The organism is Streptomyces sp. NPDC002784 (genome assembly GCF_053592135.1).
In genome coordinates this window covers 234,332-248,984 of the sequence record NZ_JBSFVD010000001.1, presented here as the reverse complement: position 1 = coordinate 248,984, position 14,653 = coordinate 234,332, and the positions used below count along the sequence as shown (strand labels likewise).

The window sequence follows — 14,653 nt, the reverse complement described above, 5'->3', positions numbered from 1 at the left end:
ATGTGCCGGGAACCGGCGTGGCGGGGGCCGGTGTGCCGGGAAGCGGCGTACCGGCAGCAGCCGATGTGCTGGGAAGCGGCGTACCGGGGACCGATGAGCTCGAAACCCGCGTACCGGCTGCCGCTGTGCTGGAAGCCGGTGTGCTGGAAACCGATGCCTTGGAAACCGGAGTGCCGGGAGTCGGGGAGCCCGGCTCGGCGCCCGTGTCGGAGCGCCGCCCCCGTCGCACCGGCGTCGATCCCGTCAAGGCGCTGATGCACCGGCATCGCGAGCTGTGCGAACGGGCCGTGGACCCGCTGGAGATCGCCGCGGGCCTGGAGGCGCACGGCGTCACCGACCGCACCGCGGCACGCTTCCGCCACCGTGACGTCTTCTCCCTGGCCGAGGAGATGTACGCGCGCATGCCCCACGACGGGGACGCGCCGGAGCGCTCCACGGCCCCGAGCACCAACCGGGTCCGGGCCGACTGGGTCGTCCTCGCGCTGCTCCCCGGGGCGTTGTGCGCGGCGGCGGTGACCGCCCTGCGGCTCACCGAGGGTCAGGCACGCCTGATCGTCGCCGTGGTGGGCGTCCTGGTCGGGGCCGTGGTGCTGCGCCTCGCCGTGTCCCGCGGCCCGCTGCGGGTCACCGACCGCGTCCAGCGCCCCACCGCGGCCTGGTTCTGCTGGCTGACCGGCTACGCGGCCCTCGGCGACGGACTGCTCGGCGCGGCCCTCGCCGACGGCCCCGCGACCCTGCCCACCGGCACCCCGGACGGCGCGTGGCCGCTGGCCGTCACCGGTGTCCTCGCCCTCACGCTCTCCTTCGCCCCCGCGACCTGGTGCGCCCACCTCTTCACCGTCCGCGCCCGCCGCAGACTCGCGGCCAGCCGGGGCCTGGAGGAGTACGCCACCTCCGTACAGCCCCTGCTCCTCGGCACGTTCGCCCTGTACCTGGCCTCCCTCACCGCCCTCGCGGCCCTGACCGGCGCCGCCCTGGACGAGCCCGCTGCCCACCCCCAGGTCCTCACCCTGGGCGCCCTCCTGCTGCTCGGCCGGCTCCTCGCCGCCCACGGCTTCACCCATGCCCCCGCGGTGGTCCTCGGCGCCGCCGCGACCGCCGAGGCGCTGGCCCTCGCCTCGGTGTTCCTCGCCCGCCTCCCCGGCTGCGGCTTCCTGGCCACCCCCGTGGAGTCTCTGGCCACGGCCTGGGGACCGGGCGCCGTCCCCGCGCTCGTCTGCGGCGCGGGCGCCCTGACCCTGCTCATCCACTCCTCCCGCACCCTGACCCGGGCCTCGGCCCACGCCACGCCGGACGCGCCGTGCTGACGCGCCGGCCGCGAGCGAGCGGGCGTCCCCCCACGCGCGACGGCCGCCCAAGGCACCGGACCATCCCTCCGAAGGAGAACCGCACATGATCACCTCCCGACCCGAACCCTCGGCCACGGGAGCCGCGCGATGAGAGTCCTGCTGATCGGAGCCAACGGCTACCTCGGCTGGTTCGTCGCCGACCGCCTGCTCGCCGACCCCGCCGTCCAGCTCACCGCCCTCGGCCGCGGCGACGACGCCGACGTCCGCTTCGACCTCGCGTCCGGCAGCCCCGGTGCCCTCACCCGCTTCCTCGACGCGGTCCACCCGGGCGTCGTCATCAACTGCGCCGGCGCCACCCGGGGCGGCGCCCGCGAACTCACCCGCCACAACACCGTCGCCGTCGCCACCGTCTGCGAGGCCCTGCGCCGCAGCGGCTGCGGCGCCCGTCTGGTGCAGATCGGCTGCGGTGCCGAGTACGGCCCCAGCCAGCCCGGCTCCTCCACCGCCGAGGACGCCGTCCCGCGCCCCGGCGGCCCGTACGGCGTGAGCAAACTCGCCGCCACCGAACTCGTCCTCGGCTCCGGCCTGGACGCCGTGGTGCTGCGCGTCTTCTCACCGGCCGGCCCCGGCACCCCCGCCGGATCGCCGCTCGGGCGGCTCGCGGAGGCCATGCGCCGCGCGATGCAGTCCGGCGACGGTGAGCTGAAGCTCGGCGGGCTCGGCGCCCAGCGCGACTTCGTCGACGTACGCGATGTCGCCCGCGCCGTGCACGCCGCCTCCCTCTCCGCCGCCCAGGGCGTCATCAACATCGGCTCCGGCCGCGCGGTCCGCCTGCGCGACGCCGCCGCGGTCCTCGCCCGCGTGGCCGGATACGGCGGCGCCCTCCACGAACTCGACGGCCCCCCGGGCCCGCTGCGGGCGACCATCGGACACCCCCGCTCCGAATCGGACCACGCGGCCCCCGTCGCGTACCCGTACCCGGACGGCTGCGGCAGCTGGCAGCAGGCCGATGTGCGCACCGCACGCGACCGGCTCGGCTGGCGGCCCCGGATCAACCTCGAAGAGTCCCTCGCCGACATCTGGATGGAGGCGGCATGCCGCATCTGACCAGCACCGCATCCGGCACCGCCCACACCGACCTGCGCGCCGGGCTCGGTGTCCCCGGTCTCGCCCACCCCCTCGTCGCTCCGGCCGAGTGGGCCGAACTGGTCCGGCCCGGCACCCCCGTCCACTGGGCCGCGCTCGACGTGGCCGACGGTCCCGGCAGCCGCCCCGACCCGCACTGCCTCGCCGCGGCGGCACGGCTGCGCAACGCCGGTGTCCGGCTCCTCGGGCGCCTGGACAGCACCTACGGCGCCCGCTCCTTCGGGGAGGTGATCTCCGAGGCCCACCGCTATCTCGACTGGTACCAGGTCGACGGCTTCCTGCTGGACCGCTGTCCCACGGAGCGGACGGCGCTCCCGGAGATCCGGCGCACGGCCACCACCCTGCGGGCGCTGCGCGACGACGCCCATATCGTCCTCGGCCACGGCACCCACCCGTATCCCGGTTACGCCGAGCACGCCGACCAGCTGGTCACCTTCTCCGGCCCCTGGAGCGACTACCGCTGGTCGCAGGTGGCGGAGTGGACCGCCGACTACCCCGCCGACCGCTTCTGCCACTTCGTCCACGGAGTGCCCCACGGCCACCTGGAGGAGGCGCTGCGCATCGCCCGCTGGCAGGGCGCCGCCACCCTCTGGTTCACCGACCGCACCGACGGCGGCGGAAACACCGACCCCTGGGCCACCCTGCCCGGCTACTGGGACGACATCGTCTCGCGGATCGGAACAGGTGTCTCGGAATGAAAAAGGCCATGGCACTGTTACGGAGAGAACAACCGTAGTGATGAACCGACCAACGGAGCCCCCGTGTCGCTGCCACCCCTGGTCGAGCCAGCTCCTGAGCTCACCGTAGACGAGGTCCGCAGGTACTCCCGCCACCTGATCATCCCCGACGTGGGCATGGACGGGCAGAAGCGGCTGAAGAACGCCAAGGTGCTCTGTGTGGGCGCCGGCGGCCTGGGCTCGCCGGCGCTGATGTACCTGGCCGCCGCGGGCGTCGGCACCCTCGGCATCGTGGAGTTCGACGAGGTCGACGAGTCGAACCTGCAGCGCCAGATCATCCACAGCCAGGCGGACATCGGCCGCTCCAAGGCCGCGTCCGCGCGCGATTCCGTGCTGGGCATCAACCCGTACGTGAACGTGGTCCTTCACGAGGAGCGGCTCGAGGCCGACAACGTGATGGACATCTTCAGCCAGTACGACCTCATCGTCGACGGCACCGACAACTTCGCCACCCGCTACCTGGTGAACGACGCCTGCGTGCTGCTGAACAAGCCGTACGTGTGGGGCTCGATCTACCGGTTCGACGGCCAGGCCTCGGTGTTCTGGTCCGAGCACGGCCCCTGCTACCGCTGCCTCTACCCGGAGCCCCCGCCGCCGGGCATGGTCCCCTCCTGCGCCGAGGGCGGCGTGCTGGGCGTGCTGTGCGCGTCCATCGGCTCCATCCAGGTCACCGAGGCCATCAAGGTCCTCACCGGCACCGGTGAGCCGCTGGTCGGCCGACTGATGATCTACGACGCCCTGGAGATGCAGTACCGCCAGGTGAAGGTCCGCAAGGACCCGGACTGCGCGGTCTGCGGCGAGAACCCGACCGTCACCGAGCTGATCGACTACGAGGCCTTCTGCGGCGTCGTCTCCGAGGAGGCCCAGGAAGCGGCCGCCGGCTCGACGATCACTCCCAAGCAGCTCAAGGAGTGGATCGACGACGGCGAGAACATCGAGATCATCGACGTCCGTGAGATCAACGAGTACGAGATCGTCTCCATCCCGGGCGCCAAGCTGATCCCGAAGAACGAGTTCCTGATGGGCACCGCCCTCGAGGGCCTCCCGCAGGACAAGAAGATCGTCCTGCACTGCAAGACGGGTGTCCGCAGTGCGGAAGTCCTCGCGGTCCTGAAGTCCGCGGGCTTCTCCGACGCGGTCCACGTCGGCGGCGGCGTGATCGGCTGGGTCAACCAGATCGAACCGGAGAAGCCGGTCTACTGACCTTCCTTCTCCGTCACGGCGGGGGCTCCGGACGCCCAGGGTGTCCGGGGCCCCCGCCGTCGTCATGAGCAGACCTTGCCGTCCTTCGGGACGGTGCCCGACAGCAGGTAGCCGTCCACCGTGGAGTCGACGCAGTCGCTGCCGCTGCCGTAGGCACCGTGGCCCTCGCCCTTCCAGGTGAGCACCACGCCGACACCCTCGCCGAGTTCGTCCGCCATCTTCCGGGCGCCCTCGTACGGGGTCGCCGGGTCGCCGGTGTTGCCGATCACCAGGACCGGCTCCGCACCCGGCGCACTCACCTCCGGGTCGTCGTGCTGGCCGGGCACCGGCCACTCGTGGCACCAGCCGGCCGTGTCCCAGCCCAGGAACGTCCCGAAGACGGGCGAGATCTTCTCGAACTCGGGCAGCAGCTTCTTCGTCTGCGCGACGGTCGGCCGCTGCTTGGCGTCCAAGCACGATATGACCCGCTGCGAGTGGGTCGTCGTGCCGTAGCTCCCCGACGCGTCACGCTCGTTGTAGCTGTCGGCGAGCGTCAGCAGCTCCGAGCCGTCGCCCGCCTCCGCCGCCTCCAGCGCGCTGGTCAGCGTCGGCCAGTTGGACTCGCTGTACAGCGGCAGCACGATGCCGGTGACGGCCAGCGTCTGGGTCAGCTTCCGCTTCGACGACGTCGGCAGCGGGTCCGCGTCGATCCGCTCCAGCAGATCCGCGATCTTCCGCGAGCCCTCCTCGGGGTCCTGCCCGGTGGACTTCAGGTAGTTGTTCAGCGCCCGCTGGAAGCCCCGGGCCTGGTTCTTGGCGTGGTCCACGGTGTCGGCGCTCGGGTCGACCACGGCGTCGAGGACCAGCCGCCCCACGTTCTCCGGGAACAAGTGGGCGTAGACACCGCCGAGTTCGGTGCCGTAGGAGATGCCGAAGTAGTGCAGCTTGGCGTCGCCGAGGACCTGGCGCATCAGGTCCATGTCGCGGGCGGTGTCGGTGGTCGACACATGGGCCATCAGCTTCCCGGCCGACTTGGCGCAGCCCTTGCCGAAGTCGGCGGCGTCCTTCAGGTACGCCCTCTCCTCGGCCGCGGTGTCCGGGGTGGCGTCCAGCGCCTCGGCGGCCTGGATCTCCTTGTCACCGCGGCAGCGCACCCCCTCGCTGGCGGCGACCCCGCGCGGGTCGAAGCTGACCAGGTCGTAGCGCTTGTGCAGCGTGGACACGGTCGAGCTGTAGTACGGCATCATCGAGATGCCGGAGCCACCGGGCCCGCCGAAGTTGAACAGCAGCGAGCCGATGCGGTCGTCCCCGGTCGCCTTGGAGCGGATCAGGTCGACCCCGATCGTCTGGCCCTCCGGCTCGGCCCAGTCCAGCGGCACCTCGAGCGTCGCGCACTGCCAGTCGCCGCCCGGCGCCGCCGAGTCCTCGGTGGCCTCGCACTCCTCCCAGTCCAGCTTCTGGGAGGTCAGGGAGGCCGGAAGCGGCGCCGCGGAGCCGGAGGAAGGAGCCGACGGTGTCGTGCTGCCGGTCTCCTCGCCCTTGCTGTCACTGTCCCCGTCGCTCCCCGAGCTGCAGCCCGTGACCAGGAGCGCGGTGGCGGCGGTCAGCGCCGCCCACCGTACGAAACGCACCATGTGCACTACCCCCCTCGCAGGCCGTCCGCACCGTGCGGCGGATGGCGGTCAAGCCATAGTAGGCGGAGTGCCCCGGACCCGCTCCAGCCTGTGGATAACCTTCTGACCTGCATGTTTGTGCAGTCCGTGGAGTGGCTTCAGGAGCAGACGGTCCCGGTCGCGGGCACCTTTCCGTCCAGCAGGTAGCCGTCCACCGCGCTCTGCACACACTTGTTCTTGGAGTCGTAGGCGCCGTGCCCCTGGCCCTTGTACGTCAGCTCGACACCCACGCCCGGGCCGAGCGCCTGCACCATCTTCCGTGCCCCCTCGTACGGCGTGGCCGGGTCGCCGGTGTTGCCCACCACGAGGATCGGCGCCGACCCCGGTGCGCTCACGTCGGGGTGGTCGGCGGCGCCGGCCACGGCCCAGTCGGTGCAGGAGACCATGCCCCAGGCCAGGAAGTCGCCGAACAGTTCCGAGGCGGCCCGGAACTCGGGCAGCTTCGACCGCACGTACGCGGCGGTGTAACGCGGCTTGTCGTCGGCGCAGTTGATGGACACGTTGGCCGCGGTGATGTTGCTGTACTCGCTGTTCTCGCTGCGGCCGTTCATCGAGTCGGACAGCAGCATCAGGATCCGGCCGTCACCGTCGTACGCCTGTTGCAGTCCCTCGGTGAGGTACTCCCAGAAGTCCTGTGAGTACAGCGCCTGCGCGATGCCGTTGGTCGCGGCGGTCTGGGTCAGGTCGCGCGGGAAGATGCCCGGCAGCGGCTTTGCGTCGAGGTCCGCCAGCAGCTTGGCGATACGGTCCTTCACGTCCTGTGCGCTGTCCCCGATCGGGCAGTCCTCGACCTTCGAGGTGCAGTCCTCGGCGAAGTTGTCGAGCGCCAGCTGGAACCCCTTGGCCTGGCCCAGCGAGCCCTGCTCGGGGTTCTGCGTCGGGTCGACGACCGCGTCGAAGACGGCCCGGCCGACGCGCTTGGGGAACAGGTGCGCGTACACGCCGCCGAGTTCGGTGCCGTAGGAGATGCCGAAGTAGTGCAGCTTGGCGTCGCCGAGGACCTGGCGCATCAGGTCCAGGTCGCGGGCGGCGTCGGTGGTGCGCACCCGCGGCAGCATCTTCTCGGAGTTCTTCTCGCAGGCCGCGTTGAACTCCTTGGTGTTGTCCAGCAGCTCGGCGCGCTCCGCGGCGTCGTCGGGGGTGCCGTCCTGCTGGAAGTAGGCGTCGAGCTGCTGGTCGTCCTGGCACCGCACGGGGGCGCTGCGGCCGACCCCGCGCGGGTCGAAGCTGACCAGGTCGTACCGGGTGCGCAGTTTCGCGTAGTCCTGGCCGAAGGCGGGCAGGGTGGTGACGCCCGAGCCGCCGGGCCCGCCGAAGTTGAACAGCAGCGAGCCGATGCGCTTGCTCTCGTCGCCGCTGGCCTCCGCGCGGATCAGCGCGAGACCGATCGTGTCGCCCGTGGGCTCGTCCCAGTCCAGGGGGGCCTTCATGGTGGCGCACTGCCACTCGTCGCCGTTGGGCAGCGGAGAGGGGGCGGAGCCGCCGCCTTCCGCCCGGGAGGGGGCCGGGCAGTCCTTCCAGCTCAGCTTCTGGGCCGTCAGATCCTCGTCCTCGGAGTCGTCCCCGCATCCCGCCAGCAGCGAGGAGAGCAGCACGGCGGAGGCGGTCAGGACGGCGGCCCGCAGGCGGGAGGGGTTCGGCATGATCCCATCCTGCGGTCGCGCACGACGGGACGCTCGGGGCACGGTCCGTACGAGGTACGGGGGCAGGGGCCGTGCTAGAGCGCGCCCTTGCGGGTGAGGTGGTTGAAGGCGAGCCAGCCCGGCAGGACGGGCAGCCACAGGGTGAGCAGCCGGAACAGCAGGACCGAGGGGGCGGCGACCTCGCTGGGCAGGCCGACGGCGATCAGACCGACCGTCAGGGTCGCCTCGACCGCTCCCACACCGCCCGGCGTCGGGGCGGCGGAGCCGAGCGCGTTGCCCGCCAGGAAGACCACGGCGACACTGGCGATGCTGATGGACGTCTGCTCGTTGCCGAACGCGCGGATCGACGCGTCCAGGCACATCACGAAGCACGCCGTCAGCAGCAGCATCCCGCCGATGCCCGTGATCAGCTTCTGGGGCCGCTGGAGCACATCGAGCATGCGCGGCACCACGCCCGCGAAAAGCGACCGCACGCGCGTGACGATGAATTTCCGCAGGAACGGCACCGAGGTCACCACGAGCACCAGCACCGCGACCGTCAGCAGCCCCGCGATGACCGTCCGGGACGGCGACAGCGACGGTGTCTTCTCCGTACCGGTCAGATAGCCGAAGGACAGCAGCATCAGGATGTGGCAGCCGAGCCCGAACAACTGCGACGCGCCCACACTCGCCACCGCCAGCCCCGGCCGCACGCCCGCGCGTTGCAGGAACCGGGTGTTGAGGGCGACCCCGCCGACCGCGGCGGGGGCGACGATCTTCACGAAGGACCCGGCGACCTGCGCCCCCACCGTGCGCATGAACGGCACCCGCTCCGGCACGAACCCGAGCAGCGCCATCGCCGCCGCGAAGTAGCTGGCCGCGGAGAACAGCACGGCCGCGGCGACCCAGCCCCACTCGGCGTTGGCGACGAGCGGACCGAACTCGATGTGGGTGAGCTGCGTCAGCAGGAAGTACGCGCCGATGGCACCGGCGATGAAGCTGATCAGGGTGCGTGGCCGGACCCGCTCCAGCCGGGCCGGTTCGACCGGGGCCTGCGGCCTGATCCGCAGTACCTCGTGTCGGATCTGGGTGAGCAGGTCCTCTTCGCGCGCTTCCTCGATGGCCTCGTCGATGGCCCGCTTCTCGGCCCGCTCCTGGGCGCGTACGGCCTTCTTGGCGGCCTTCTCCAGGACGACGGGCCCGGTCTCCTCGGTGGCGGCCTCCACGCGCGTGTGCTTGGCCTGCCGGGATGCCTCCAGGACCGCCTCGCGCTCGCGCTCCGCGCGCTCCCGGGCGAGCCTGCGCAGCGTCGCGCGTGTGGAGCGCGTCAGCGCGATGGGCTGGAGCATCGGCAGACAGTCGGCCACGGCGTCGGGGCCGAGGACGCCGACCGCCGAGGCGACGGCGCGTTCGGCGCCCACCCGGAGGCCGAGCGTGGTCACGAGCTGGGCGATGTCCATGCGGAGCAGCAGCTCGCCGGCCGCGATCTCACCGCCGCGCAGATCGGTGAGGATGACCGTGCCGGAACGATCCACCAGAATCGCGTCACCCGCGAGCCGGCGGTGCGCGATGCGCCGGGACTGCAGCGCCTGTACCTGGTGCCAGGTGTTGCGCAGCAGTTCGTCGGTGATCTCCTCGTCGGCGAGGGAGTCCAGGGTGCGTCCGCCGCTGTGCTCGTAGACCAGCATCACCGCGTCGGGGCCGAGCTCGGAGGTCGCGATCAGCTTGGGCGCGTTCGCCCCGGCCGCGATGGCCGCGTAGGCGAGCAGCGCCTCCTGCTCCAGCGCCTGGCGCAGCGACTGCAGGCTGCGGCGGGTGGCGAAGCCGCGCAGCGTCAGATTGCGCCACACGCGGTAGAAGAAGCCCTGTGCCTGCTGTTCACGGTCGACGACCGTGACGTCCAGCGGGGGGCCGTCCTCCAGGGTGACGAAGTAGCGCCGGCCGCGGTCGCCGCTGTCGCTGTGGTCCGCGGTCTCGTCCCGGGCCGCGCTCACGGGATGGAAGCCGACGGTCCGCAGGCCCGCCATCAGCGTCCGGCCGGTGGGACGGACGTTGGGCGAGCCGACCGCGTACAGCGTGCCGTAGGCCACGCTCCAGCCGATCAGCACCGTGAGGATGATCGAGAACGGGGTGGTGTACCCGGTGACGAGCATCGAGAAGGCGTCCAGCAGCAGCACGATCCACAGCACCGCGCGCCACCGCGGCCGGCGGGACATGCCGACCGCGGTCATGTACGCGATGACCGGGGCCAGATAGCCGTGCACCGGGTCGGTGAGGGCGTTGAGGTCGCCGGGGGAGGGCTGGGTGAGCGCCTCCTGGATCGAGTCGGGGGCGGCCTGGGCGACCCAGAGGTCGGTGGCGAGCGTCACACCGTGCGCGAGGACGGCGGCGAGCACGCCGTCGGCGATCCGCAGCCCGTCGCGCTTGATCAGCCGTTCGATCGCGAAGGCCACCGGCACCAGCAGGATCGCGATGCTGGAGGCCAGTCCCGCGATCTTGATGAGCAGGTCGGGCGCCTGTCCGGTGCCCTTGCTGATGTCCTGTTCGAGGCCCGAGGTGGTGCCGTGCGCGAACGCGGCGATGGCGATCAGCACCGCCACCGCGAGGACACCCACCAGCAGCCGCATGAGGTCGGAGGGGCGGTGCACGCGCGCGGGGAGCAGCGGTTCGTCGCCCTCCACCTCGTCGGCGCGCACCTCGTCGTGCTCGGCGGGCCCGTCGGCGTCGTTCGTGGCGGCGCCCTTCCTGTCGTCGGCGGTGTCCGGGCGCGACGAAGCCTCAGAGGTGCTCTCCGCATCCTCAGGGTGCGCACCCTGCTGCTTCATCGTCTCTTCTTGATCTCGTATCAACGGTCACCGCCCGCACGATGGTGGCATGCCCCACCGACACATGGGGGCGTCAGGGTGCAAATGCGGGGGCGCACAGTCTGCCGGAAGCGCCACCGCGGGGCGAGGGCCACGCACCGTCGCGGGCCCGTCACATTGTCGGTGGGGTGGGGCAGGATGGGGCGGATGAGCGAGGAGAGCCTTCCGGAGGACGCCCGCCCGAAGTACGCGGACACGCTGCCCGAGTACGCCGAGCGGGTCCTCGAGGTGGCCGAACTGATCCCGCCGGGGCGCGTCATGACGTACGGGGACGTCGCCGAGTGGCTCCAGGAGGGCGGCCCGAGACAGGTCGGCCGGGTGATGGCCCTGTACGGCGGAGCCGTTCCGTGGTGGCGTGTCGTCCGCGCGGACGGTGTCCTGCTCCCCGGGCACGAACTGCGGGCGCTCGGCCACTACCGGGCCGAGAGCACGCCGCTGAAGGAGGCCGGCCGGACCACCGAGGGACACCTGCCGCGCCTCGACATGAGACGGGCGCGATGGGACGGCGGCGAACGCGCGGATGGTCACACCTGACAGCTTCCGCCATCGGACGGGCCCTCGTGTGACCCGTGATCCGTACGGGGGACCAAGGGCACGTCCGTGGCATGACGTACGTTCGTGAGTCGAGGGGCGCGGGTGACGCGAGCGCCCCGAGGGATGAATCGGAAGCCCTGCTTCCGCCGGATCCCTCGGCGTAGCGTCGGCTGCACACGTCCCCCTCATCCCGCCGTCACCGCCCTCCACGCGCGATGGCCAGCCCACCAGCACACCCACCAGGACCGGCGAACCACGTGAGCTCCTCTTTCTCCACCAGGCGACTGCCGCACCCCCAGGCGCGGCAGGGGAGTCGTGGCGCTTACCGACTGATCCGTACCCCGCCGGCCAGGACGGACCCCCCTCGTCTGGACGCCGCACAGCGCTCCGTGGTTGACCACGGCACCGGCCCGCTGCTCGTCCTCGCAGGTCCGGGCACCGGAAAGACCACCACGCTGGTCGAGTCCGTGGCCGAGCGGATCACCCGGGGCGTGGATCCCGCGCGGATGCTGGTGCTGACGTTCAGCCGCAAGGCGGCCGTGGAACTGCGGGACCGTATGGCGCTGCGCACCGGTGCCGCGCGAGCGCCCCGGGCGACCACCTTCCACTCGTTCTGCTACGCCCTGGTCCGCGCCCACCAGGACAGCGAACTGTTCGTGGAGCCGCTGCGGCTGCTGTCCGGTCCCGAGCAGGACGTGGCCGTGCGCGAGCTGCTCGCGGGCCAGCCGGACCTGGAGCGGCTCGGGCTCGCCCATGTGCGCTGGCCGGACGAACTGCGCGCCTGCCTGACCACCCGAGGCTTCGCCGACGAGGTCCGGGCGGTCCTCGCCCGCAGCCGCGAACTGGGCCTCGGCCCCGACGCGCTGGACGCTTTCGCCCGCCGTATCGGCCGCCCCGACTGGCGGGCCGCGGCCGCCTTCCTCGCCGAGTACCTCGACGTTCTCGACCTCCAGGGCGTCCTCGACTACGCCGAACTCGTCCACCGCGCGGTGCTCCTCGCCAAGCGTCCCGAGATCGGCCGGCAGCTCGCCGAGCAGTACGACGCGGTGTTCGTCGACGAGTACCAGGACACCGACCCGGCCCAGGTACGGCTGTTGCACGCGCTCGCCGGCGGCGGTCGCACCCTGGTCGCCTTCGGCGACCCCGACCAGTCGATCTACGCGTTCCGGGGCGCCGATGTGAACGGCATCCTGGAGTTCCCGCACGCCTTCCCGCGCGCGGACGGCCGTCCGGCGCCGGTCGCGGTGCTGCGCACCTCCCGGCGCTCCGGTGCGGGGCTGCTGACCGCGACCCGGCTGCTGACCCAGCGGATGCCGCTGACCCGGCTGCCCGCCGAGAAGGTCCGCGCCCACCGCGACCTCGCGCCGGTCCGCGACGGGGGCCGCGTCGAGGTGTACACGTACCCCACGCCCGGCACGGAACTGGACAACATCGCCGACATCCTGCGCAGGGCACATCTGGAGGACGGCGTTCCGTGGCGCGAGATGGCCGTCCTGGTGCGCGCCGGCTCCCGCACCATCCCGACGGTCCGCCGTGCCCTCACCTCCGCCGGCGTCCCCCTGGACATCGACGGCGACGACCTCGCCCTGCGCCACGAACCGGCGGTGGCGCCCTTGTTGACGGCACTGCGGGCGGTGGCGGAGGCGGAGGCGGGGAACCGGGGGAGCGGGCAGGAGGCGGACGGGGGTTCCACCGAGGAGGACCCGGCCCCTTGCTGGCTCGGCACCGAGACCGCCCTCACCCTCCTCGCCTCCCCCCTCGCCGGTATGGACGCGGCCGATCTGCGCCGTCTCGGCCGGGCCCTGCGGGACGAGGAACGCGCGGCCGGAGTGGCGCTGCCGCCGCCCTCGGACGAACTCCTCGCCCGCGCGCTGGCCGAACCGGAGCGGCTGGTCGCGCACGACCCCGCGTACGCGCGCGGTGCGCAGCGGCTCGGCGCGCTGCTGCGCAAGGCCCGGGAGCGCCTCGCGGGCGGCGGTACGGCCGAGGAGGCGCTGTGGGACCTGTGGGAGGGCACCCCGTGGCCCGGGCGCCTGGAACGGGCCGCCCGGCGCGGGGGAGCCGCCGGCCGCAACGCCGACCGCGACCTGGACGCCGTATGCGCGCTGTTCGCGACCGCGGCCCGCTCCGAGGAGCGCACCGGCGGCCGCGGCGCCCTGAACTTCCTGGAGGAGATCGAGGCCGAGGACATCGCCGCCGACACCCTCACCCGGCGCGCCCTGCGCCCCGACGCCGTACGCCTGATGACCGCCCACCGGTCCAAGGGCCTGGAATGGCGGCTGGTCGTCGTCGCGGGCGTCCAGGAGGGCCTGTGGCCCGACCTGCGCCGCCGTGGCTCCCTGCTGGAGGCCGACCGGATCGGGCGCGACGGACTAGCCGAACCGCTCACCCCCGGAGCGCTGCTCGCCGAGGAGCGCCGGCTGTTCTACGTGGCCGCCACACGCGCGCGTGAGCGCCTTGTCGTCACCGCGGTGAAGGCCCCCGCGGACGACGGCGACCAGCCCTCCCGCTTCCTGACCGAACTCGGCGTCGAACCCAAGGACGTCACCGGACGCCCACGGCGCCCCCTGTCGGTCGCGGCGCTGGTGGCCGAGCTGCGCGCCACGACCGTCGACCCACGGGTGTCCGACCCCCTCAGGGAGGCCGCCGCCCGCCGCCTGGCCCGGCTCGCCGCGCTCACCGACGAGGACGGCCGCCCGCTGGTGCCCTCCGCGCACCCCTACCGCTGGTGGGGCATGTTCGAGCCCACCGAGAGCAAGGTGCCGCTGCGCGACCGCGACCAGCCCCTGGTGCTCTCCGGCAGCGCCCTCGACCAGCTCGCCAACACCTGCTCCCTCCAGTGGTTCCTGGGCCGCGAGGTGAAGGCCGACGCGCCCGCCACCGTCGCCCAGGGCTTCGGCAACGTCGTGCACGTCCTCGCCGACGAGGTCGCCTCCGGGCACACCCCGGCCGATCTCGCCGTGCTCATGGAGCGCCTGGACTCCGTGTGGAACGCCCTCGCCTTCGACGCCCCGTGGAAGTCGGCGCAGGAGAAGGAGAACGCGCGCGTGGCGCTCGAACGCTTCCTGCAGTGGCATGTCACGGACCGCACCGGCCGTACCCCCGTCACCAGCGAGCACGACTTCGACGTCACCCTCGAAGCGGGCGAGTACGCGGTCCGCATCCGCGGCCAGATGGACCGCGTCGAGGCCGACGGTGAAGGCCGCGCCTATGTCGTCGACTTCAAGACCGGCAAGCAGGCGCCGAGCTCGGCCGAGGTGGCCCGGCACCCGCAGCTCGCCGTCTACCAGCTCGCCGTCCGCGAGGGCGCCGTGGACGAGGCCTTCGACGGGGCGCGCCCGGAGGCGGGCGGTGCCGAGCTCGTCCATCTGCGGCAGGGCGCGGCGAAGCGGGACGGCGGCGAGACCCTGCCCAAGGTGCAGGCCCAGGAGCCGCTGGAGGGGGAGTGGGTCGGCGAGCTGCTGGCCACCGCCGCCGGCAAGGTCCTGGACGAACGGTTCACGCCGACCGCGGGCCAGCACTGCACGCACTGTGCGTTCCGCGCCTCGTGCAGCGCGCGCCCCGAGGGGCGGCACGTGGTCGAGTGACGGACGGCACCCCACGTGC

At 72.6% G+C, this 14,653-nt stretch carries 9 protein-coding genes; 6 read left to right on the top strand and 3 right to left on the bottom strand.

Annotated features, from left to right (window positions below; all coding sequences use genetic code 11):
• Positions 1-2: 2 nt before the first annotated feature.
• From ACWD1Z_RS01145 to moeZ, 4 genes are all read left to right on the top strand, one after another.
• The gene (locus tag ACWD1Z_RS01145) at positions 3-1,307 is read left to right on the top strand and encodes a hypothetical protein (protein ID WP_451114479.1); all 1,305 of its coding nucleotides are present in this window, start codon (positions 3-5) and stop codon (positions 1,305-1,307) included.
• 129 nt (positions 1,308-1,436) lie between these two features.
• Positions 1,437-2,396 carry an NAD-dependent epimerase/dehydratase family protein gene (locus ACWD1Z_RS01140; protein WP_451114477.1) on the top strand — a complete coding sequence of 320 codons (960 nt, stop codon included), beginning with the start codon at positions 1,437-1,439 and terminating at the stop codon, positions 2,394-2,396.
• Complete coding sequence (locus tag ACWD1Z_RS01135) at positions 2,384-3,133, top strand: spherulation-specific family 4 protein (RefSeq protein ID WP_451114476.1); 750 nt, start codon at positions 2,384-2,386, stop codon at positions 3,131-3,133. Before ACWD1Z_RS01140 ends, ACWD1Z_RS01135 begins: the two co-directional genes overlap by 13 nt.
• Positions 3,134-3,196: 63 nt before the next feature.
• Positions 3,197-4,375, top strand: a complete 1,179-nt coding sequence (gene moeZ, locus ACWD1Z_RS01130) for an adenylyltransferase/sulfurtransferase MoeZ (protein WP_451114474.1) — start codon at positions 3,197-3,199, stop codon at positions 4,373-4,375.
• Positions 4,376-4,437: 62 nt separating this feature from the next.
• Here moeZ and ACWD1Z_RS01125 read toward each other — a convergent pair whose 3' ends face one another.
• From ACWD1Z_RS01125 to ACWD1Z_RS01115, 3 genes are all read right to left on the bottom strand, one after another.
• Positions 4,438-5,988, bottom strand: a complete 1,551-nt coding sequence (locus ACWD1Z_RS01125) for an alpha/beta hydrolase (protein WP_451114472.1) — start codon at positions 5,986-5,988, stop codon at positions 4,438-4,440.
• Positions 5,989-6,125: 137 nt separating this feature from the next.
• Complete coding sequence (locus ACWD1Z_RS01120; RefSeq protein WP_451114470.1) at positions 6,126-7,670, bottom strand: alpha/beta fold hydrolase; 1,545 nt, start codon at positions 7,668-7,670, stop codon at positions 6,126-6,128.
• A gap of 74 nt (positions 7,671-7,744) precedes the next feature.
• Positions 7,745-10,474, bottom strand: coding sequence for a lysylphosphatidylglycerol synthase transmembrane domain-containing protein (locus ACWD1Z_RS01115; RefSeq protein ID WP_451114468.1), 2,730 nt, complete (start codon positions 10,472-10,474; stop codon positions 7,745-7,747).
• A gap of 186 nt (positions 10,475-10,660) precedes the next feature.
• Here ACWD1Z_RS01115 and ACWD1Z_RS01110 point away from each other — a divergent pair, with 186 nt between their 5' ends.
• Both ACWD1Z_RS01110 and ACWD1Z_RS01105 read left to right on the top strand, forming a co-directional pair.
• A complete protein-coding gene (locus tag ACWD1Z_RS01110) occupies positions 10,661-11,047 on the top strand; it encodes an MGMT family protein (RefSeq protein ID WP_451114466.1) in 387 nt (128 codons plus the stop codon).
• A 257-nt stretch (positions 11,048-11,304) separates the two neighbouring features.
• Positions 11,305-14,634, top strand: a complete 3,330-nt coding sequence (locus tag ACWD1Z_RS01105) for an ATP-dependent helicase (protein ID WP_451114465.1) — start codon at positions 11,305-11,307, stop codon at positions 14,632-14,634.
• The last annotated feature ends 19 nt before the right edge of the window (positions 14,635-14,653 follow it).

What these genes read in the sequence shown, in the direction of transcription:
- ACWD1Z_RS01140 (WP_451114477.1), top strand. Translation starts at nt 1,437, where the DNA reads ATGAGAGTCCTGCTGATCGGAGCCAACGGCTACCTCGGCTGGTTCGTC.
- ACWD1Z_RS01135 (WP_451114476.1), top strand. Translation starts at nt 2,384, where the DNA reads ATGCCGCATCTGACCAGCACCGCATCCGGCACCGCCCACACCGACCTG.
- ACWD1Z_RS01125 (WP_451114472.1), bottom strand. Translation starts at nt 5,988, where the DNA reads ATGGTGCGTTTCGTACGGTGGGCGGCGCTGACCGCCGCCACCGCGCTC.
- ACWD1Z_RS01120 (WP_451114470.1), bottom strand. Translation starts at nt 7,670, where the DNA reads ATGCCGAACCCCTCCCGCCTGCGGGCCGCCGTCCTGACCGCCTCCGCC.
- ACWD1Z_RS01115 (WP_451114468.1), bottom strand. Translation starts at nt 10,474, where the DNA reads ATGAAGCAGCAGGGTGCGCACCCTGAGGATGCGGAGAGCACCTCTGAG.
- ACWD1Z_RS01110 (WP_451114466.1), top strand. Translation starts at nt 10,661, where the DNA reads ATGAGCGAGGAGAGCCTTCCGGAGGACGCCCGCCCGAAGTACGCGGAC.